Annotated in this window: 24 protein-coding genes and 4 tRNA genes; 16 read left to right on the top strand and 12 right to left on the bottom strand. The window is 70.9% G+C overall.

Going from position 1 to position 19,016, the window contains the following annotated elements:
- A complete protein-coding gene (locus tag B2363_RS03105) occupies nucleotides 1–1,005 on the bottom strand; it encodes an asparaginase (RefSeq protein WP_286928383.1) in 1,005 nt (334 codons plus the stop codon).
- 50 nt (nucleotides 1,006–1,055) lie between these two features.
- On the opposite strand from B2363_RS03105, the gene B2363_RS03100 reads away from it, so the two are divergent.
- A complete protein-coding gene (locus tag B2363_RS03100) occupies nucleotides 1,056–1,514 on the top strand; it encodes an RrF2 family transcriptional regulator (protein ID WP_181756028.1) in 459 nt (152 codons plus the stop codon).
- A 13-nt stretch (nucleotides 1,515–1,527) separates the two neighbouring features.
- On the opposite strand, the gene B2363_RS03095 is transcribed toward B2363_RS03100, so the two are convergent.
- Nucleotides 1,528–1,707, bottom strand: a complete 180-nt coding sequence (locus B2363_RS03095; protein WP_078700849.1) for a hypothetical protein — start codon at nucleotides 1,705–1,707, stop codon at nucleotides 1,528–1,530.
- 77 nt (nucleotides 1,708–1,784) lie between these two features.
- Entirely contained in the window at nucleotides 1,785–2,390 is a 606-nt protein-coding gene (locus tag B2363_RS03090; RefSeq protein WP_286928380.1) for a phosphoribosylanthranilate isomerase, read from the bottom strand.
- A 58-nt stretch (nucleotides 2,391–2,448) separates the two neighbouring features.
- Between B2363_RS03090 and B2363_RS03085 the strand changes: the two genes are divergently transcribed.
- Nucleotides 2,449–2,820, top strand: a complete 372-nt coding sequence (locus B2363_RS03085) for a hypothetical protein (protein ID WP_286928378.1) — start codon at nucleotides 2,449–2,451, stop codon at nucleotides 2,818–2,820.
- On the opposite strand, the gene B2363_RS03080 is transcribed toward B2363_RS03085, so the two are convergent.
- Entirely contained in the window at nucleotides 2,813–3,400 is a 588-nt protein-coding gene (locus B2363_RS03080) for a TetR/AcrR family transcriptional regulator (RefSeq protein ID WP_286928376.1), read from the bottom strand. The genes B2363_RS03085 and B2363_RS03080 overlap by 8 nt on opposite strands.
- A gap of 79 nt (nucleotides 3,401–3,479) precedes the next feature.
- On the opposite strand from B2363_RS03080, the gene B2363_RS03075 reads away from it, so the two are divergent.
- Complete coding sequence (locus B2363_RS03075) at nucleotides 3,480–4,631, top strand: MFS transporter (protein ID WP_286928374.1); 1,152 nt, start codon at nucleotides 3,480–3,482, stop codon at nucleotides 4,629–4,631.
- A gap of 31 nt (nucleotides 4,632–4,662) precedes the next feature.
- Here B2363_RS03075 and B2363_RS03070 read toward each other — a convergent pair whose 3' ends face one another.
- Nucleotides 4,663–5,469, bottom strand: coding sequence for a MerR family transcriptional regulator (locus B2363_RS03070; protein WP_286928373.1), 807 nt, complete (start codon nucleotides 5,467–5,469; stop codon nucleotides 4,663–4,665).
- A gap of 78 nt (nucleotides 5,470–5,547) precedes the next feature.
- Here B2363_RS03070 and B2363_RS03065 point away from each other — a divergent pair, with 78 nt between their 5' ends.
- From B2363_RS03065 to B2363_RS03055, 3 genes are all read left to right on the top strand, one after another.
- Nucleotides 5,548–5,898 carry a nuclear transport factor 2 family protein gene (locus tag B2363_RS03065; RefSeq protein ID WP_286928372.1) on the top strand — a complete coding sequence of 117 codons (351 nt, stop codon included), beginning with the start codon at nucleotides 5,548–5,550 and terminating at the stop codon, nucleotides 5,896–5,898.
- Nucleotides 5,899–5,957: 59 nt separating this feature from the next.
- On the top strand, nucleotides 5,958–6,344 hold the full coding sequence (locus B2363_RS03060; RefSeq protein WP_286928371.1) for a DUF1304 domain-containing protein: 387 nt from the start codon (nucleotides 5,958–5,960) through the stop codon (nucleotides 6,342–6,344).
- Between the two features lie 94 nt (nucleotides 6,345–6,438).
- Complete coding sequence (locus tag B2363_RS03055) at nucleotides 6,439–7,809, top strand: serine/threonine protein kinase (RefSeq protein ID WP_286928370.1); 1,371 nt, start codon at nucleotides 6,439–6,441, stop codon at nucleotides 7,807–7,809.
- A 109-nt stretch (nucleotides 7,810–7,918) separates the two neighbouring features.
- On the opposite strand, the gene B2363_RS03050 is transcribed toward B2363_RS03055, so the two are convergent.
- The 4 genes from B2363_RS03050 to B2363_RS03040 form a co-directional block, all read right to left on the bottom strand.
- Entirely contained in the window at nucleotides 7,919–8,419 is a 501-nt protein-coding gene (locus B2363_RS03050) for an LURP-one-related/scramblase family protein (protein ID WP_286928369.1), read from the bottom strand.
- Nucleotides 8,420–8,665: 246 nt separating this feature from the next.
- Nucleotides 8,666–8,737: transfer RNA gene (locus B2363_RS03045), tRNA-Val, on the bottom strand.
- A gap of 74 nt (nucleotides 8,738–8,811) precedes the next feature.
- Nucleotides 8,812–8,994 carry an HNH endonuclease gene (locus tag B2363_RS16250; protein ID WP_376785956.1) on the bottom strand — a complete coding sequence of 61 codons (183 nt, stop codon included), beginning with the start codon at nucleotides 8,992–8,994 and terminating at the stop codon, nucleotides 8,812–8,814.
- Between the two features lie 39 nt (nucleotides 8,995–9,033).
- Nucleotides 9,034–9,867, bottom strand: coding sequence for an aminotransferase class IV (locus B2363_RS03040; RefSeq protein ID WP_286928368.1), 834 nt, complete (start codon nucleotides 9,865–9,867; stop codon nucleotides 9,034–9,036).
- An 81-nt stretch (nucleotides 9,868–9,948) separates the two neighbouring features.
- Between B2363_RS03040 and B2363_RS03035 the strand changes: the two genes are divergently transcribed.
- The 5 genes from B2363_RS03035 (at nucleotide 9,949) to B2363_RS03015 (ending at nucleotide 11,618) form a co-directional block, all read left to right on the top strand.
- Nucleotides 9,949–10,020: transfer RNA gene (locus B2363_RS03035), tRNA-Gly, on the top strand.
- A 28-nt stretch (nucleotides 10,021–10,048) separates the two neighbouring features.
- Nucleotides 10,049–10,119: transfer RNA gene (locus B2363_RS03030), tRNA-Cys, on the top strand.
- 20 nt (nucleotides 10,120–10,139) lie between these two features.
- Nucleotides 10,140–10,211, top strand: a tRNA-Val gene (locus B2363_RS03025).
- Nucleotides 10,212–10,363: 152 nt separating this feature from the next.
- Nucleotides 10,364–11,122, top strand: coding sequence for an SGNH/GDSL hydrolase family protein (locus tag B2363_RS03020; protein WP_286928367.1), 759 nt, complete (start codon nucleotides 10,364–10,366; stop codon nucleotides 11,120–11,122).
- A 22-nt stretch (nucleotides 11,123–11,144) separates the two neighbouring features.
- A complete protein-coding gene (locus B2363_RS03015; RefSeq protein WP_286928366.1) occupies nucleotides 11,145–11,618 on the top strand; it encodes a YbaK/EbsC family protein in 474 nt (157 codons plus the stop codon).
- Here the strand turns inward: B2363_RS03015 and B2363_RS03010 are convergent, their stop codons facing one another.
- Both B2363_RS03010 and B2363_RS03005 read right to left on the bottom strand, forming a co-directional pair.
- A complete protein-coding gene (locus tag B2363_RS03010) occupies nucleotides 11,619–12,527 on the bottom strand; it encodes a zinc ribbon domain-containing protein (RefSeq protein WP_286928364.1) in 909 nt (302 codons plus the stop codon). It abuts the gene before it with no gap.
- Nucleotides 12,524–12,778, bottom strand: coding sequence for a helix-turn-helix domain-containing protein (locus tag B2363_RS03005; protein WP_286928363.1), 255 nt, complete (start codon nucleotides 12,776–12,778; stop codon nucleotides 12,524–12,526). Before B2363_RS03005 ends, B2363_RS03010 begins: the two co-directional genes overlap by 4 nt.
- Nucleotides 12,779–12,868: 90 nt before the next feature.
- Here B2363_RS03005 and B2363_RS03000 point away from each other — a divergent pair, with 90 nt between their 5' ends.
- From B2363_RS03000 to B2363_RS02985, 4 genes are all read left to right on the top strand, one after another.
- Nucleotides 12,869–14,512, top strand: coding sequence for an acyl-CoA dehydrogenase family protein (locus tag B2363_RS03000; RefSeq protein WP_286928362.1), 1,644 nt, complete (start codon nucleotides 12,869–12,871; stop codon nucleotides 14,510–14,512).
- Between the two features lie 264 nt (nucleotides 14,513–14,776).
- Nucleotides 14,777–16,453, top strand: coding sequence for a nitrite/sulfite reductase (locus B2363_RS02995; RefSeq protein WP_286928360.1), 1,677 nt, complete (start codon nucleotides 14,777–14,779; stop codon nucleotides 16,451–16,453).
- The gene (locus B2363_RS02990) at nucleotides 16,450–16,650 is read left to right on the top strand and encodes a hypothetical protein (RefSeq protein WP_078700833.1); all 201 of its coding nucleotides are present in this window, start codon (nucleotides 16,450–16,452) and stop codon (nucleotides 16,648–16,650) included. Before B2363_RS02995 ends, B2363_RS02990 begins: the two co-directional genes overlap by 4 nt.
- The gene (locus B2363_RS02985; RefSeq protein WP_181756044.1) at nucleotides 16,647–17,408 is read left to right on the top strand and encodes a sirohydrochlorin chelatase; all 762 of its coding nucleotides are present in this window, start codon (nucleotides 16,647–16,649) and stop codon (nucleotides 17,406–17,408) included. Before B2363_RS02990 ends, B2363_RS02985 begins: the two co-directional genes overlap by 4 nt.
- Before the next feature lie 28 nt (nucleotides 17,409–17,436).
- Here B2363_RS02985 and B2363_RS02980 read toward each other — a convergent pair whose 3' ends face one another.
- Nucleotides 17,437–18,273 carry a PPK2 family polyphosphate kinase gene (locus tag B2363_RS02980; RefSeq protein ID WP_286928359.1) on the bottom strand — a complete coding sequence of 279 codons (837 nt, stop codon included), beginning with the start codon at nucleotides 18,271–18,273 and terminating at the stop codon, nucleotides 17,437–17,439.
- A gap of 37 nt (nucleotides 18,274–18,310) precedes the next feature.
- Between B2363_RS02980 and B2363_RS02975 the strand changes: the two genes are divergently transcribed.
- On the top strand, nucleotides 18,311–19,009 hold the full coding sequence (locus B2363_RS02975) for a pyrimidine reductase family protein (protein WP_286928357.1): 699 nt from the start codon (nucleotides 18,311–18,313) through the stop codon (nucleotides 19,007–19,009).
- Nucleotides 19,010–19,016: the final 7 nt, after the last annotated feature.

The raw sequence follows: 19,016 nt of genomic DNA, 5'->3' as shown, positions 1-19,016 counted from the left end.
TCAGAACGTCGCGCGGATCGCGCCGACGGCGTGGCCGGCCCCCAGCACCGCGCGCTCGCGCAGCGACTCCACGGCCTCGTGGTCCACGTCGTCCCCGGAGAACGCACCGAGCGCGTCGAGCGCGGTCACCAGGACCGGCGCGAGGGGTCGCTCCGCCCCGTCGAGCACCTTGAACGCCACGGCGCGCCCGTCGGGCAGGCCCGCCGCGAAGATGCCGTCGGCACCGTCCTTCGCCACGAGTCCGGGCACCGCGCGCATCAGGGTCGTGGTGGGACGCTGCCCGCCGGCGACCATGTGCGGGTGCGTCGACATGGCGTGCGCCACCCGCGCCTCGGCCGAGTCGGGAGCCTGCTTCGGCGACGCCGCGAGCCGCCCGATCCCGCGCGCCAGTCCGGTGACGGTGGTGGCGAACAGCGGAGCCCCGCAGCCGTCGACGGTCTCGTGGTCGACGGGCACGCCGGTGAACTCCCCGATCGTCTCGCGGATCGCGCGCTGCAGCGGGTGGTCCGGCGCCAGGTACGTCTCGGTGTCCCAGCCGGCCGTGACGCACGTGAGGAGCATCGCGGCGTGCTTGCCCGAGCAGTTCTGGCTGATCTGCTCGGGACCCTGGCCACTCTCGAGCCAGTCGCGCATCGCCGTCGTCCCCCACGGCAGGTCGGGCGTGTTGCGCAGGGCGCGCTCGTCGAGTCCGGCGCGGGCGAGGATCGCCAGCGCACCGGCGATGTGGTCGGGCTCGCCGTTGTGGCTCGCGGCGGCCAGGGCCATGAGCCGCTCGGGCAGGTCGAGCCCGTGGCGGACCATCGCGACGGCCTGGAACGGCTTGACGCTGGAGCGCGGCCACATCGTGACCTCCGGGTCACCGAGGGTCAGCACGGGCGTGCCGTCTGCTCCGAGGGCGACGAGGTGGCCCAGGTGCACCGACTCGACGAGGTCGCCGCGCACGACGTGCGCGAGCGGGGCGGCGGTCAGGTTCGAGACGTCGGGGGAAGGGGAAGCAGTCGTCACATTCGGAGGATAGTCACGGAACGGCCGGTCGGCTTTGCGACACTGGGGCGGTGAGAGTCTCGACGAAGTCCGACTACGCGCTGAGGGCGCTGATCGAGCTGGCGGCCGAACCGGGTGACAAGCCCGTGACCGCCGACGAGCTGGGTCGTCGTCAGGACATCCCTCACGGGTTCCTCCAGTCGATCCTGGGAGACCTGCGCAAGGCGGGCATCCTGCTGTCCCAGCGCGGGCAGTCCGGGGGCTGGCGGATGGCCCGACCGCCGTACGCCGTCACCGTCGCGGACGTCTTCCGCGCCGTCGACGGACCCATCGTCTCGATCTACGGGCTGCGTCCCGAGGCCGTCGAGTACAACGGCCGCGCCGAGATCCTCAAGCCGGTGTGGATCGCCGCGCGCGACGCCCTGCGCGAGGTGCTCGAGACGGTCACGATCGAGCAGCTCGCCGAGGGCGCGCTGCCGTCGTCGGTCATGAAGCGCACCGAGCACATCGAGGCCTGGCGCTCGCGCTGAGCGCTCCCGGTCGTCAGGACGCCAGCGCCGCGAACGCCTCGTAGACCATGTAGGCGGGCCAGAAGAGGCCCTGGAAGATCGCGTAGAGGTGCTCCCAGAGGCCGTCGGCCTCGGTCCAGAACCACACCCATGCGCCGAACATCCCGAGACCGTAGATCGCGCCGCCGCCGGCGGCCGCCGTTCCGTTGGCCATGTCACGCCTTCCCACCGTCGCGGAGAGTTCCGCTGCTCCCACTGTCGCGAGCGCGCGGGTGCACCCGCAACCGGGCCTCAGGCCCGCAGCGCCGCCTCCACGAAGGCGCGGATGAGCGCCGACGACTTCTCACCGGGCGCGGTCTCCACGCCGCTCGAGACGTCGACGCCCCAGGGCCGAACGGCTTCGACCGCCTCACGGACGTTCGCCGGGGACAGGCCCCCGGCGATCAGCCACGTGCCGTCCGGCGCGCGGTCGGCGAGGTCCGAGAGGTCCCATCGCTCCCCCGACCCCGGCTTCGGGGCGTCGAGCAGCAGCACCTCCTCGCCCCAGGCACCCACCTCCAGCGGCGGGTCGAGGTCGAGCGAGGTCGCCCGCCAGACCCGCGGGACGACCTCCAGCGCGGCGGCGAAGTCCTGCTGGTCGTAGGCCCGGCCGTGCAGCTGGAGCACGTCGAAGCCGAGGCGGCGCGCGGTGCGCGCGGCGTCCTCCGCCGGCATGTCGTTGACGACCAGCACGGAGTCGGCGCTGCCACGGGCAGCCTCGATCACGGCACGCGCCTCGTCGTCGGTGGCCCGCCGGGAGCTGGTCCGGTTCATCACCACGCCCACGGCGTCGGCCCCGGCACTCGTCGCCACGCGGGCGTGCTCGGCTGTGCGGAGGCCGCAGATCTTGACGTACACGCGTCCATCCTCGCAGTCGGGCCTGGCCCGGAGGCCTCCCACGGGAGACACTGGCCGCGTGACGGAGACCATCCCCATCCTGCCGAGCGCCGACTTCGACGTCACCGTGAGCTTCTGGGACCGCTTCGGGTTCACGCCCCTCGGGCGGTGGGACGAGTACCTCATCCTGCGGCACGAGCAGCTCGCGATCGAGCTGCACTTCTGGCTCGACGACTCCGTCGACCGCTGGACGAACGACGTGGCCTGCTACCTCCGCTTCCCGGACCCCGAGGCGGCGCGCGCGTGCCACGCGGGGTGGAGCCACGTCGAGGTCCCGGAGCCGGCGGTCCTCAGCTCTCCGCGTGACGAGCCGTGGGGCGCCACGGAGTTCCACGTCATCGACCTGCACGGCAACCTCGTGCGGGCCGGCGGGTTCCCGGCCGTCAGCTGACGAGCCGTGCGGCGGTCTCCCGCGCCACGGCGAGCATCCGTCCGTCGCCGTCGATCCCGCGCTGCGCGACTCCGCCCTCCAGGAGCAGGAAGAGGTGGTCGGCGACTGCGGCAGGGTCGGTCACGTCGGGGCGGTCCAGGCGCAGAAGCCCCTCGAGCTTGCTCCGCACGGCCGCCTTGTGGGCACGGATCACGGCCTGTCCGGGGTGTCCGGTGGGCAGCTCGCCCGCGGCGTTGAGGAACCCGCAGCCGCGGTCGATCGACGGGGCGTCGAGGGCGTAGGCGTCGAAGACGGCGAGCACGCGCGGCGCAGGTGCCGACGCCAGCCGCTCCTCCATCCGGTCCCACCAGGCGGCGTGCCGGGCCTGCAGGTAGGCGGCGACCAGGGCGTCCTTGGAGCCGAACCGGTCGTAGAGCGTGCGCTTCGTGACGCCGGAGGCCGAGGCGATGGCGTCGACGCCCACCGCGTGGATGCCGTGGCGGTAGAACAGGTCGGCCGACGCGTCGAGGATCCGCCGGGCTCCGGGCGTGAGGTCGGGGACGCGCAGCGCCTCCGCGTGCCCGATGGTCGACTCCACCATGCGTTCCTCCGATCGACTTCACCGGTCAGTGTAGTACCGTCGACAGCGTGGTTCACCGATCAGTGAAGTTCCCGTCCCGATGAGCTCCGTCGCCTCGCACCGCGACGAGCTCGCGCTCAGCGCCGCGGGGCTCTGCCTCATCGGCGCCTGCTACGGACTGGCGAGGTTCGCGTACGGCCTGTTCGTGCCGGCGTTCCGGGACGAGTTCACCCTCGGCGCCGCCGCGGCCGGCACGATCGCGGCGGGTGGGTACGCCGTCTACTGCGTCGCGATCCTGGCGTCGTCCACTCTCACTCCGCGTCTGGGTGGGCGCGCGGTCGCCGTCGCGGCCGGCGCCCTCGCCACCGCCGGAACGCTGACGGTCGCGCTGGCGCCGAGCACCCCGGCGCTCGTCCTCGGCGTCCTCCTCGGCGGAGCGAGCACGGGCGTCGTCTCCCCGGCACTCGCCCACGCGGTCGCCCGCACCGTGGCACGGGAGCGGCAGGCCCGCACCCAGACCGTCGTCAACGCCGGCACGGGCGTGGGCGTGGCCGTCGCGGGGCCGATCGCGCTGCTCACCCAGGAGGAGTGGCGCGGCGCGTGGCTGGCCTTCGCCCTGCTGAGCGCCCTCGCCACCCTGGGCGCCGCCGTGGGCGTGCCGCACGGCGAGCGACGACGCGCCGGACGCTATCCGTTGCTTCCCCGACCGCTGTTCCCCACGGGCAGCGTGCGGCTCACCGTCGCCGCTGCACTCACGGGCGTCGCCAGCGCCGCGGTCTGGACGTTCGGGCGCGACCTCCTGGTCACGGACGGTCACCTCGGCGAGCAGGCCTCGACCATCGCGTGGATCCTGCTGGGCGCCTTCGGCGTCCTGGGTGCCGCCGGGGGCGACCTCACCGAGCGGTTCGGCCTCCGCGCCGCCTGGACGGCGACCGCGCTGGTGCTCGCGGGCGCCACCGCCGTCGTGGCGGCCTGGCCCGGGAGCCTCCTCGCCGCATGCTTCGCGCTGGCCGCCTTCGGCGCGGCCTACATCGCCGCGAGCGGCCTGCTCCTACTGTGGGGAACGCGCGTGCATCCACGGATCCCGGCCGCGGGCGTCGGCTGGGGCTTCCTCGTCCTCGCCCTCGGACAGGCTGTCGGAGCGGCGGCGCTCGGCACCCTGGCGGACGCCTCCAGCACACGGCTCGCCTTCGCGGCGGCGGCCGCCCTGGGGGTCGCGGCTGCTGCCGTGCGGCCGCGCGAGCTGTCCTAGGACGAAGGTCGCCGCTCAATGGCGTGGCGGGTCAGGCCACGGCCCCTCCTCCGACGTGGAACACGGGCCAGCCGATCTCGGTCCGCCATGCGTCGGGGTCGTCGGTGTCGCGGGGGCCGACCAGGTAGGTCTCGCGCACCGGGCCGGCCACCGCCAGGGCGTTGGAGACCAGCCATGCGCCGACCGCCCCGTAGCTCACGTCGATGTCGTCGTGCGGGCCCACGTGGGTCGTCACCGCCAGCTCGACGGCCGGCAGCGTCGCCGGCCGGATGCGCCCGACGGCCTCGGGTCGGGGCGTGGGGCGGTACAGCAGCATGCGCCCCCGGCCGACCTCGACCAGCTCGTTGTCGAACAGCGCCCCGGGCACGCCGGTGGGCTCACGGACGCCCGCGTCGAGCTCGGCGATGGCTCCGGCGTACCAGGTCAGCACGTCGGCGTGGTCCACCTCGGCCTCGATGCCCGCCACCGTCGTCTCCGGCACCGACCTCAGCTCGACCTCGAGCGGTGCCGACTCGGGCTGGAGCAGCCGGCGCAGGCTGACCACGGCCGCGCGGGTGCGCTGCAGCTCCGCCTCGAGGCGGTCGAGGTGGTCGGCGAACAGGGACGCCCGGGCCTCCGGATCGGGCGTCAGCAGGATGCGCCGCACGTCCGCCAGCGGGACGTCGAGCTGGCGCAGCCGGTGGATGACCTGGGCGGTGGGGATCTGGTCGGCGCTGTAGTACCGGTAGCCGGTCTGGTCGTCCACCGTGTCCGGGACGAGCAGGTCCGCCTCGTGGTACCGCCGCAGCGTGCGCACGCTCAGATGCGTCATCCGGGAGAACGCGCCGATCGCCAGCACGTGATCAGTGTGCACTCTCCCCCTGCAGGAGGGTCCAGTCCTTGACCCTCCCGTCCGGGCACGCCGGAGGCTGGTCGCATGACATCGACGAAGATTCCCCCGGCCCAGCTGCCGGCTCCCATCCGCGACTACCTCGACGCCCACACGCGGCAGGACACCGACGCCGCGCTCGCCCACTTCGGACCCGACGCCGTGGTCACCGACCAGGGTGAGACCTTCCGCGGCCTCCACGAGATCCGCGACTTCCTGACCCGTGCGGGCAGCGAGTTCACCTACACGACCGAGCTGACGGGCGCCGAGCGCATCGACGACACGCACGGAGTGGCGCACGTCAGGCTCGAGGGCGACTTCCCCGGAGGCGTCGCCGACCTCGCCTACCGCTTCACGCTGCGCGACGACCGAATCGTCGAGCTCTTCATCGGCGCCTGACTCGATCCACACGGGCGAGGATTTACCCTCGAGGGACTGTCCACGAAAGGGACCAAGACATGGTCGTCGCCGGTGTGATCCTCGCGGGCCTCGCTGCCCTGCTGCACGTGTACATCTTCGTGATGGAGTCGGTCACGTGGACGAGCGCCGGCACGCGCGCCACGTTCGGGATGAGCCTCGAGGAGGCCGAGTCGACGAAGCAGCTGGCATTCAACCAGGGCTTCTACAACCTCTTCCTCGCCATCGTCACCGCCGTCGGGATCGCGTTCATCGCGAGCGACTCGGACGACGTCGGCGTGGCGCTCGTCCTCGCGGGAATCGGCTCGATGGCCGCCGCGGCGCTGGTCCTGCTGCTGTCCGACCCCTCCAAGCGGGGCGCCGCCATCAAGCAGGGCACGCTGCCGCTGCTCGGCATCATCGCGCTGGTGATCGGCGTCCTCGCCTGACCGGCCGCCCCCTCCAGTCGGGAAGCGTGACCCAGATCACCAAGGGGTGAGACAGGGGTGTCACAGCGAGTTACACCGGGTGCATGATCCATCCATGCCCCAGAGCCCACGCCCCGCCCGCATCGCCGCCACCCTGGCCGCCGCCGTCACGGCTGCCGCCCTGATGCCGTCCGCGGCGGCGACGGGAGCCGCCGCGGCGAGCCCCGACTCGCTCCGCGACGTGATGTTCGTGGGCAACAACTGGGCCGGGACCGCCTCGATCGTGGACGCCCACGACCCGAAGATCCTCAGGTCGGGCATCAACCTGATCCCCGACAAGGCCCAGGAGCTGCGCGACATCAATCGCAACCCCTTGCGCCTGATCACCTTCACGGCGGTGCGCGTCGGCCCCGGGCAGGGCCACGACCAGTTCGTCGACGACATGTTCAGCACGAAGGACGGCCGGTTCCTGGCCGTGTCCCGCCCGAGCTTCGCCGACGTCGTGTGGATCGACATCGCGAAGGCGGTCGCCGGTGACAGCGACTCGATCGTCGCCGAGCAGCCGATGGACGGCTACCGCAGCGACCACGCCGGCCTCTCCCCGGACGGCAAGCGGCTGCTGGTCAGCGACTCCGTGGAGCGCCAGGTCATCGAGTTCGCGATGGTCGACCAGACGCTGCCGGACGGCCGGACCGTCAAGATGGGTGACCGCCTGCGCACGTTCGAGTCGGGCGACACCCCGCACGAGAACAACTACAGTGCCGACGGCCAGCGCATCTTCCACGCCTCCATCGGCTCGGCCTACACGGCCCTCGACGGGCCCCTCGGCGACTGGACCAAGGGAGACCGGTGGTTCGAGATCGTGCGCAACGACGACTTCGGGATCGACAAGCGCTGGGACATGGGCAAGGAGCTCGCCGAGGCAGGCCACCCCAAGATGAGCTCGGCCGTCCGGCCGATGGCGATCGCCCCGGGCGAGCGCTTCGTCTACTTCCAGGTCTCCTACTTCCACGGGTACGTCGAGTTCGACACGATGGCCGCGGACATCAACGGCAAGGCCGACTACTCCACCGGCAAGATCGCCGAGCCCCGCACGGGTGCCGTGACGCGCCTCATCCCGCTGCCGAACCGGGTGCCCAAGATGCCCATCACCGAGTACGTCAACGACTCCGCGCACCACGGCCTGTCCATCGACAAGGACGGGACGACGCTCTGCGTGGCGGGCACGATGGACGACTACGCTGCCCTCGTCGACCGTGCCACCGGCGCGCCCACGTTCTTCGACACCGCGACCACGGGGCACAGCTACCTCAAGCCCTACTGGACGACCGAGGGCCTGAACGACACGTGCTGGATCTCGCTGTCGGACTCCGACTCCGTCGCCGTCCTGGACGTCCGCACGAAGAAGGAGATCGCCTACCTGCCGGTCGGCGACCACCCCCAGCGGGTGCGACTCGGCACGGTGGAGCGCGGCCTCTTCGGATGATCGGGACCGGCCCGCGAACGGAGAAGTCCCGCATCTGACGGCCGACGGATCGTGCTCAGGATCCGCGTCGCGCACCGAGGGGACACCCACGTGGGGCGCGAGCCATTCGTCAGCCCGCTGACATGGCGTCCACGCAGACCGTGATCGCCAAGATCAGCGGGATGTCCTGACCTTCGGCCAGCTGAACACCGTAGGAGTCGCGGATCCTGAACCACTTCTTGGACACCGTTGCCACCGTGTCCCCGTCGCGTTCGATCTCGTACTCATGATCGACGACGTTGCCGTGAGCCTTGAGGCTCTCGCCGCCGTCGACTTCGATGAGGTAGTGGTCGCGCAGGCCCAAGAGCCGTTTGTGCACCGTGGCCCTGGTGGTACCGCGCTCGATGACCATCTTGTCGCGGACGGTGAGCTTCTTCTCCTGGATCTTTGACAGCTCCTGGCCGCGCGGATCCTCCAGGACGAAGGTCTCACGCATTCGAGCGGCCTTGCCATTGACCTTGAAGGCCCTGTTCCCATCTTCGTCCTCGATCCAGAAGTCGTCCCCGATCGCCATCATCTTCTGGCGCATCTGGAACGTGGGTCCGTCCAATCCTCCGCGGCGCAACCGCATGGTCGTGTCCTCTCGTCGTTGAAAGGCCGCTGGCTGGTGAGCGGCGTCCTCGCACGGTTCCAAGGATTCGGCTCGAAGTCCTCACATTGCGGAGATGATTGCGAAGGGCCCCTGAGGGTCAGGACGCGGCGAGATGGGCCCGGGTCCGACGACCGCGCACGGAGGCGAGTGGTCCACGCTGTTAGAGAACTACGCCCGAAAAAGCGAAAACCCCGAAATCGTTGCGATTCCAGGGTTTTCCTCGGGTGGGCGATACTGGGTTCGAACCAGTGACCTCTTCGGTGTGAACGAAGCGCGCTACCACTGCGCCAATCGCCCGAGTGCGACGACCAGACTAACGCACACTCCCAGCGCAGCACGAACGGGGGCATGTCCTCCATACCCGCACCGCTCTACGCGACCGCCCGGATCGTGCCCTCGCGAGACTGCACGTGGGTGTGACAGACGGCGCAACGACCGGTCATTACACCGAGTTCCGTGGGCCCACCAAGCGACCAGGGGATCTCGTGGTGGACGTGGTCGATCGGGTCGCGGCAGCCCTCGCTCGCGCACTCGCCGCCCTGCCAGAGCCAGATCGCGTGGCGCTGCTTCTTGGTCGCCAGCCCAAGGTGTCGTCACGGGTCAGTCGACTCGGCCTCCCGCGCGCGCCAGATCTCCTGCGCCCGTTGGGTGATCGGGCCGGGCGCGGGCAGCTCGCGGTCGTCGACGCGGCTGATCGCCTGGATGGTGCGCGTCGTCCCGACGAGCATCACCTCGTCGGCCGCGAACAGCACCTCCAGCGGCGCATCTCGCTCGACGACGTCCAGCTCGCCCGCGAGCCACTCGAGGGCCAGCGCCCGGGTGATGCCGGCGAGGCAGCCCGACTCCAGCGTCGGCGTGACGACCTGCCCGTCGAGCACATACATGATGTTCGAGCCGGTGCCCTCGCACAGCTCGCCGCGGGTGTTCGCCATGACCGCCTCGGACGCGCCCCGAGCCCGTGCGTACTCGACCATCTTCGCGTTCTCCGCGTACGAGGTCGTCTTGAGTCCGGCCAGGGCGCCGCGCTCGTTGCGCGTCCACGGGACGGTCGCGATCGCGCTGACCGGCGGTGGACGGTCGGCCGGCTCCGTGACCACGACGTGCGTGAGCCCGGAGCTCCCCCGCGGCGACCCGAGCGGGCCCTCGCCCGAGGTCACGGTGATGCGGATCCGTCCGAACGGCAGCTTCTGGCCGGACATCGTCGCCGCGATCCCCTCGCGGACGGCCTCGACGTCGGGCCGGCCGATGCCGAGCCCCTCGGCCGACGTCACCAGCCGGTCCAGATGACGCGTCATCGCGAACGGCTCGCCGTCGATCACGGCGGCCGTCTCGAACACGCCGTCGCCGACGACGAGACCGTGATCGAGCACACTGAGCGCCCGATCGTGCGGAGATTCCAGCAGCTGACCGTTGACCCATGCCTTCATGCCCCGACCTTATGCCGACCCGGTTTGGTGCGCTCCGGACCCATCGGTTAATGTTTCTTGTCGGCCGGGAAATCGGTCGCTGCGGACATAGCTCAGTGGTAGAGCATCACCTTGCCAAGGTGAGGGTCGCGAGTTCGAATCTCGTTGTCCGCTCGGAGAGGGTCTCGGCAGACCCATCTGCGGTGGGTTGGCCGAGAGGCGAGGCAACGGACTGCAAATCCGTTTACACGGGTTCAAATCCCGTACCCACCTCTCGGAAAACTGAATATCAAGGGCGATTGGCGCAGCGGTAGCGCGCTTCCCTGACACGGAAGAGGTCACTGGTTCAAACCCAGTATCGCCCACAGAAAGAAGCCGCAGGCCTCACGGTCTGCGGCTTCGTCGTGTGCCCCTCTCGTCCGCGACACGAGAATGTCACCGCGTGGCTCGCGGACCTGGCGACCGGGCACGCTATCTTCTACTGACTCACCAGTAACGACACCACGGAGGAACCGGCGTGACGAGCCGTGCCCACTTGCCCCGCAGGCGCCTCGGACTTGTCGTCCTCACCGTCGCCGGCACCCTGACCGCACTGGTCACCAGCGCCGGCGCCGCAGCACCCTCCACGCCCGCCGCGGCCAGTCCCACGGTCACGCCGCTGGTCGCCCCGTCGGCGCCCGAGAAGATGCTCGTCATCGGCGACTCCTACTCCTCGTACTACGGCGACCGCCACAGCCGCTATCCCGGCTGGTGGGCGATGGTCGCCTTCCAGCTCGGTCTCGAGCCGCAGCTCGACGCCATGGGCGGCACCGGATTCCTGTCGCGCAGCAGCAGCTGCGAGCACACCCGGTTCACGTCGCGCCTCGACACGGTGCGCGCCGTCGCCCCCCGGATCCTCGTCGTGGAGGGCGGGCGCAACGACTGGCGCCGCTGCACGAAGGACGGCCGGGTCGTCGAGGCCACCCGCACCGAGATCGAGCGCGCCGCCGAGGGCTTCTTCGACGAGCTCGCCGCGGTCTGGGACGAGCTCGGCCGGTCGCACGACGACGTCCTCGTGCTGACCCCGTGGGGCACCACCAAGGAGCGCAAGGGCCGCATCATCCGGCCCATCGTGCGCGAGGCCGCCGAGCGCCACGGCTTCTCCTGGGTGGAGACCGAGCCGCTGACCCTCGACCAGGCGCCCGACGGCGTCCACCCCAACAACGAGGGCAGCCGCTTCCTCAGCGAGCAGTTCCTGCAGAACTCCGGTCTCGCCGACCGTCTCCCGCGCGCCTGACGTCGTCGGGCAGGATCGAGCCATGTCGATCGAGAGCGTGCGCGAGTTCCTGACCGGTCACGGACGCGCCGGTGACATCCTGCAGACCGCCGGCTCGAGCGCCACAGTGGCCGAGGCAGCCGAGGCGTTCGGTGTCGAGCCGGCCCGCATCGCCAAGACCCTTTCGTTCCGCGGCGACTCCCCCGACACGTGCGTGCTCGTCGTGATGGCCGGCGACGCGCGCACCGACAACGCCGCCTTCAAGGCCACCTTCGGCCGCAAGGCCACCATGCTCAGGGCCGACGAGGTCGAGGCGCTCACGGGTCACCCCGTGGGCGGCGTCTGCCCCTTCGCCAACCCCGCGAACGCCGCCGTCCACCTGGACACCTCGCTCAAGCGCTTCGACACGGTGTTCCCGGCGGCCGGCAGCGCGGACTCGGCCATCGAGCTGACTCCCGCCGAGCTCGAGGACCTGTCGGGCGCCGCCGGGTGGGTCACGGTGAGTCGTCTGCCGTGATCAGGGCGCGCCGCACGCCGCGCAGTGCGGCGAACCCACACGCCGGGGCGCGCCGCACGAGGCGCAGTCCGCGATGACGTCGCGCCCGCAGCCCGCACAGTGCGGTCCGCCGTCCAGACCGGCGTCGTGCAGCGGGAACCCGCAGAACGGGCACTCCCCCTTGCGCACCCGGCGGCCCGGCACCCGAGCGGCGAGGTGCTTCTGCAGCACCCGGAACGCCACCACGGTGGCCACGACGCCGAGGGCCGACAGCACGAACGGCCCGAGGTCCAGCGGATCGACGTAGTCGGTGATGTAGTCGACCGCGAAGACGAGCGCCATGATGGCGCCGACCGCGGCGCCGGCGAACGCGAGCGTGAGGTAGCGCGACTCGCGTCGCCGCAGTCGGGCCATCAGCTGGTACGCGCCGAGCGTCCACCCGGCGACGAAGGCGAGCCGGATGCCGGCGACCAGCCAGGCCTTCAGGCCCGAGCGGTTCTCCTGGTTGTAGGCCTCCCGCGCCCGCTCGGCCTCCTTCTCGGCCGTGCCGGCCGCCGCCGTGGCGGCCTCCAGCTCGGCGTCGACCCGGTCGTACTCGGCCTGGGCCTCCTCGTACTCGCGCCGCGCGTCGGCGACGCCCTCCCCCTCCTGCAGCGCGACCTTGTACTCCTCCCGCTCGAGGTCGAGCTGGAGTCTCGACTCGTCGCGTTCGGTCTCGGCGTCCCACCGTGCCTGGTCCGCCTCCACCTGTCGGCTCTCGGCCTGGACCACGGCCGAATCGTCGACCTGCGGCAGCGCGCCGTCGACCCAGGCGGGAACCTTTGCGTAGAACCACACGGCGCCCACGAGCAGGAAGGCGGCCAGCAGCACCGCGAGCAGCTTCTCGCTGCGGGTGGACTCGATCTGCTCGGTGTCGACTCGGGTGCTCATCGGGACTCCTTCGTGGGGCGCGTGCGTGGGCGGAACGTGACGTCGAGCTCGCAGTCCAGTGCTGCGGCGATCCGCAGCAGCGTGTCGAGCTTGGGTGGGCGCGAGCCGGACTCGAACCGTGCGATCGCCGACTGGGTCGTGCCGCACAGATCGGCGAGCTCACGCTGGGAGAGCCGCCGGAGCGTTCGCTGCTCGACCACCTGCCGGGCGATGCCCTCGTAGAAGTCGTCGTGCTCGATCGGTCCTCGCATGCCGGGACCGTATCGCATGCGTGCTATGAGTGTCCATAGCACCCGCGCTATGTCGGCAGGCGTGTCACCGCGAGGAATTACGGTGAGTCCATGGATCCCGTGCAGCGCATCCCCGAGAACCAGGCCGTGCCCTTCGACGACGTGAACATCGCGGCCGCCGACACCCCGCTGATGGACGCCGTCGCGGCACTGGGGGGCGCTCAGGCGGGCGAGATCCGCGAGTACCTCCAGCCGATCGGCGCGCTCGCCGGCACGGCGGAGGCACGCGAGCACTGGCACCTGGCCAACCAGTACCCGCCGGTCCACGAGCCGGTCGACCGCTTCGGGCGCCGCATCGACGAGATCCGCTTCCACCCCTCGTGGCACTGGCTCATGGAGCGCGGGGTCGGCTTCGGACTCACCGCGGCACCGTGGACCTCCGACCACCCCGCCGCGCACCTGCGCCGGGCCACCGGCTTCTACACCTGGGGCCAGGTGGAGCAGGGCCACATGTGCCCCATCACCATGACGTACGCGGTCGTGCCCGCGCTGCGCACCGACCCCGAGCTGGCCGCGCAGTGGACGCCGGGGCTGGCCTCCACCACGTACGACTTCGGGCTGCGCGCGCCGCAGGAGAAGGCCGGCCTCCTGGCCGGCATGGGCATGACCGAGAAGCAGGGCGGCTCCGACCTGCGGATCAACAGCACCATCGCCAAGGCCACCGACGTCCGGGGCGAGTACCGGCTCACCGGCCACAAGTGGTTCACCTCGGCCGCGATGAACGACGTCTTCCTGGTCCTGGCCCAGACCGACTCCGGCTCCACCTGCTTCGTGGTGCCGCGGGTGCTGCCCGACGGCTCGCGCAACCCGCTGACGATCGTGCGACTGAAGGACAAGCTCGGCAACAAGTCCAACGCCTCCAGCGAGCTGGAGTTCGACGACACGTGGGCCGTTCGCCTCGGCGAGGAGGGACGCGGGATCCGCACGATCATCGAGATGGTCTCGGCCACCCGGATGGACTGCATCCTGGGATCGGCCTCGATCATGCGCAAGGCGTTCGCCGAGGCCGCGTGGCACACCCGGCACCGTTCCGCCTTCGGCGCGCGACTCATCGACCAGCCCGCCATGGTGGGCGTCCTGGCCGACCTCGCCCTGGAGTCCGAGGCGGGCATGCTGGCCGGCCTGCGCCTGGCAGCGGCGATGGATCGCCCCGATGACGAGCACGAGCGCAACCTCCGGCGCATCGGCCTGGCCCTGTCCAAGTACTGGGTCTGCAAGCGCACGCCGATGATGGTCGGCGAGGCGCTCGAGTGCCTCGGCGGCAACGGCTACGCCGAGGAGTCCGGCATGCCGTTGCTGTTCCGCGAGTCCCCGCTCAACTCGATCTGGGAGGGCAGCGGCAACGTCAACGCCCTCGACGTCCTGCGAGCGCTCTCACGCGAGAACGGCACCCTCGACGCCTGGCGCACCGAGGTCGGCACCGTCCGCGGCGAGGACGCGCGCCTCGACGCCGCGGTCGACGAAGTGCTCCGCCGACTGGCCGATCCCGCCGACGCCGAGGCCTCCGCGCGCTGGGTCGCCTCACGCATGGCGGCCATCTTCCAGGGCTCCCTGATGATCCGGTACTCCAGTCCCGCCGCGGCCGATGCGTTCTGCGCCTCACGTCTCGGCGGGCAGTGGGCGGGCACGTTCGGCACGCTGCCCAGCGGCCTCGACCTGCGTGGCATCGTCGAGAGGGCTCAACCGGCCGTGTGAATTCGAACTGGGATTCCAGTACTTGTTTCTCTTGCGTCTCGCGATACGGACGACAGTCCCACGATTCGAGACGTCCGTTTGTTGGACCGCCGTCTCACTGGACAGACTGTCTGCATGCTCGCCGCACAGACCACCTGGCTCGTGGAACGACTCCACGTCGACCTCGGTCGTGCGCGCTCCATGATGTGTCGTTGATCTGCCCCACCCCGCAGCCCCCGCGCTGAGCGATGACGCTCGCGCCCAGCCACGCGACAGAGAGCACCGATGACCACCACCCCAGCAGCACCTGCCCGTCCCCGCCGCCGTAAGGGCGAGGGTCAGTGGGCCCTGGGCTACCGCGAGCCCCTCAACGCGAACGAGCAGTCCAAGAAGGACGACAACCCGCTCAACGTCCGCGCCCGGATCGAGAACATCTACGCGCACCGCGGCTTCGAGAGCATCGACGGCGGCGACCTGCGCGGACGCTTCCGCTGGTGGGGCCTCTACACGCAGCGCAAGGCCGGCATCGACGGCGGCAAGACCGCCACGCTGGAGCCCGAGGAGCTCGACGACGACCGCTTCATGATGCGCGTGCGCGTCGACGGTGGCCAGCTCTCGCTCGAGCAGCTGCGCGCGATCGCCGACGTCTCGGTCGACTTCGGTCGCGGCACGGCCGATGTCACCGACCGCCAGAACATCCAGTACCACTGGATCGACGTGCGCGACGTCCCCACGATCTGGCAGCGCCTCGAGTCCGTCGGCCTGTCGACGCAGGAGGCGTGCGGCGACTGCCCGCGCGTCATCATGGGCAGCCCCGTCGCCGGCGTGTCGGCCGACGAGATCATCGACGGCCGGCCGGCGATCGACGCGATCGAGAGCCGCTACATCGGCGACCAGGCGTTCTCCAACCTGCCCCGCAAGTTCAAGACGGCCATCAGCGGCCACCCCGGTCACGACGTCGTCCCGCAGATCAACGACGTGGCGTTCATCGGTGCGGTCCACCCCGAGCACGGCCCCGGCTTCGACGTCTGGGTCGGCGGGGGCCTGTCCACCAACCCGCACCTCGCCCTGCGCCTCGGCGCCTGGGTGCCGCTCGACGAGGTTCCCGCGGTCTGGGAGGGCGTCGTCAGCATCTTCCGCGACTACGGCTACCGCCGGCTGCGGTCGCGCGCCCGCCTGAAGTTTCTCGTGCAGGACTGGGGCATCGAGAAGTTCCGCGAGGTGCTGGAGACGAAGTACCTCCAGCGCACGCTCATCGACCTCGACGCTCCCCCGGTGCCCGACACCCCCGTCGACCACGTGGGCGTGCACCGCCAGGTGGACGGGAAGTTCTATGTCGGTGCCGCCACCACGGTCGGCCGGATCTCCGGCCCGATGCTGCAGCAGCTGGCCGACGTCGTGGAGGCCCACGGCTCCAACCGCGTCGCGCTCACGCCCATGCAGAAGATCGTCGTCCTCGACATCGAGGAGGATCGCGTCGAGTCGCTCGTCGCGGCCCTGGCCGAGCTGGGCCTGCACGCCCGCCCGTCGCAGTGGCGTCAGCACACGATGGCCTGCACCGGCATCGAGTACTGCAAGCTCGCGATCGTCAACACCAAGGACCGCGCGGCCCACCTCATCGACGAGCTCGAGCAGCGCGTGCCCGAGCTGGACTCGCCGATCACGGTCAACGTGAACGGCTGCCCGAACTCCTGCGCGCGGATCCAGACCGCTGACATCGGCCTCAAGGGCCAGCTCGTCATGGACGAGGACGGCCGGCAGGTCGAGGGCTTCCAGGTTCACCTCGGTGGCGCCCTGGGCCTGGACGCCGGCTTCGGTCGCAAGCTCCGCGCCCACAAGGTCACCGGCGACCAGCTGCCCGACTACGTCGAGAAGCTCTCGCGCACCTACCTGGCGCACCGCGAGGACGGCGAGTCCTTCGCCGCGTGGGTCGCCAGGGCCGACGAGGAGGTGCTCCGATGAGTGAACGCCTCGTCCCCTATTCGTGCCCGTACTGCGCCGACGAGGACCTGCGTCCCCACGGCGAGACGCACGGCGAGTGGGAGTGCCGCAGCTGTCTGCGCGCGTTCCGGCTCAAGTTCCTGGGCCACCTGGCCCGCACCACCACCGATACCGACATCACCAGCACCGCACCGCAGGAAGGGAGGAATGCACGATGACCGCACCCGCACTGATCGCCCTGGCCCATGGCAGCCGCGATCCGCGATCGGCCGAGACCATCAACGCCCTCACGGAGGTGGTGGCGTGCATGCGCCCCGATCTCCGCGTGGAGTCCGCGTTCCTGGACCTGTGCGGCCCCAGCTTCGACGAGGTCGTCGAGCGGCTGGTCGCCGAGGGCTTCAGCGAGATCGTCGTGGTCCCGCTGCTGCTCACCGAGGCCTACCACGCGAAGGTCGACGTGCCCCAGGCCGCGAAGGCGGCCTCGGCCAAGCACGACGTCCGCATCGAGGTCACCAAGGTCCTCGGCATCGAGGGCACGTTCCTCAACGTCCTGGACCGCCGCCTGCGTGAGGCGCTGCGCGAGAACCGCGTCCGCGAGCTCGACGCCCTCGTGCTCACCGGCGCGGGCTCGTCCGACCCGATGGCCAACGCGATGGTCTCCCGCGCCGCCCGTGCGTGGGGTGCCCACCACAAGCTGCCCACGATCGCGGCGTTCGCCTCCAGCGCCCCGCCGGCGGCCAGCGAGGCCGTGCGGGCCCACCGGGCCGACGGTCGTCGGCACATCGCCGTGGGCATGCTGTTCCTGGCGCCGGGCGTCCTGCCCGACCGCGCGAAGGAGCTGGCACTCGAGGCTGGCGCCGTGGCGGTCGCCGAGCCGCTGGGCGTGGCCGACGAGGTGGCCGAGGTCATCCTGGCCCGCTACGCCGTGGGCGCGGTGGACCTCGTCCCGATGGACGCCCTCTTCGCGGACGTCTGACCGTTCGAGAGCTGGAAGGGGCGCCCGGTCACATCGTGGCCAGGCGCCTCTTCTGCTCCTCGACGTCGAAGTCGGCCGCCGGCCAGTCCAGACCGAGCCCCTCGAGCGTCTCGCCGAGCATCGTGGCGATGGCCCAGTTGCGGTACCACTTGCGACTGGCCGGGACGACGTACCAGGGCGCGTGGTCGGTGGAGCAGCGCTCGAGCGCGATCTCGTAGGCCTTTTGGTACTGCGGCCACAGCGCGCGCTCGTCGAGGTCGCCGGCGTTGTACTTCCAGTACTTGGTCGGGTCGTCGAGCCGCTCGCCCAGTCGCTCCTTCTGGTCGTCGGCGCTGATGTGCAGGAAGCACTTCAGCAGGACTCCCCCGCCGTCGACGAACTCCTTCTCGAAGGCGTTGATCTCGTCGTAGCGGCGCTCGATCTCCTCGGCGGGCACGAGCTGGCGCACCCGACCGATCAGCACGTCCTCGTACTGCGAGCGGTCGAAAACGCCGATCATCCCGGGCTCGGGCAGCTGCGGCCGGATCCGCCAGAGGAAGTCGTGCTGCCGCTCCTCCTCCGTGGGGGCCTTGAACGCGGTGATCTTGAGGCCCTGGGGATCGACGAGCCCGGCCACGTGCCGCAGGGTGCCGCCCTTGCCGGAGGTGTCCATCCCCTGCAGGAGGATCAGGACCTTCCGGTCGGTCGTCCCGGCGCGGCCGTTGGCGAAGAGCAGCTCCTGGGAGTCCATCAGGCGCTCGCCGATGCCCGGGAGCAGTCGCAGCGCATCCTTCTTCGTCCCCTCGAAGCCCGGTGTGTCATCGGCGGGCCTCGTGGACAGGTCGATCGGTCCGGTGGTCGCGAGGAGGGAGCGCAGGTCCGTCATCTCGGCAGTATGCCCCAGGTCGCCCTACCGTGGTGCCATGCCGGATTTGGACGAGCTCGCCGACCTGTACGCCTACCCCGACTCCCACAAGCCGTGGCTGCGGACCAACTTCGTCGCCTCCGTCGACGGCGGGGTCCAGGATCCCCAGGGCCTGTCGGGCCATCTCGGCGGTGAGCCGGACGCCACGGTGTTCAAGGTCCTGCGCAGCCTGAGTGACGTGGTGCTCGTGGGCGCGGGAACCGCCCGCGCCGAGGGATACCACCCCATCTCGGCTGACTCGATCCACGAGTCGCTGCGCGAGGGCCGCCCGCGCGTGCCGCGGCTCGCCGTCGTCAGCCGCAACCTCGACATCCCCGAGTCGCTGCTGACCCCGGGTCTCATCATCCTGACGCCGGCCTCCTCCCCCGCCGAGGCCCGCCAGCGGCTCTCGCAGACCGCCGAGGTCGTCGTCGCGGGCGAGAACGCGGTGGACTGGCCCGCGGTGCTGGACGCGTTCGCCGCCCGCGGTCTCAACCGCATCCTGTGCGAGGGCGGCCCCGCGCTGCACGGCACCCTGGTCGATCTCGACCTCGTCGACGAGGCCTGCGTGACCATCTCGCCCCACCTGGTGGGCGGCCCGGCCAAGCGGATCACCGAGGGAGCGCGGGCCGTGGAGCTGCCCATGCGACTCGGCCACGTGGTCGAGGAGGACGGCGTCCTGCTGACGCGCTGGGTCCGCGACCGCCGCGCGGCCTAGGCTGGGG

This window comes from Aeromicrobium sp. UBA7512 (assembly GCF_002476985.1).
GTDB lineage: Bacteria > Actinomycetota > Actinomycetes > Propionibacteriales > Nocardioidaceae > Aeromicrobium > Aeromicrobium phoceense.
This window is presented reverse-complemented; position numbering and strand designations above follow the sequence as displayed.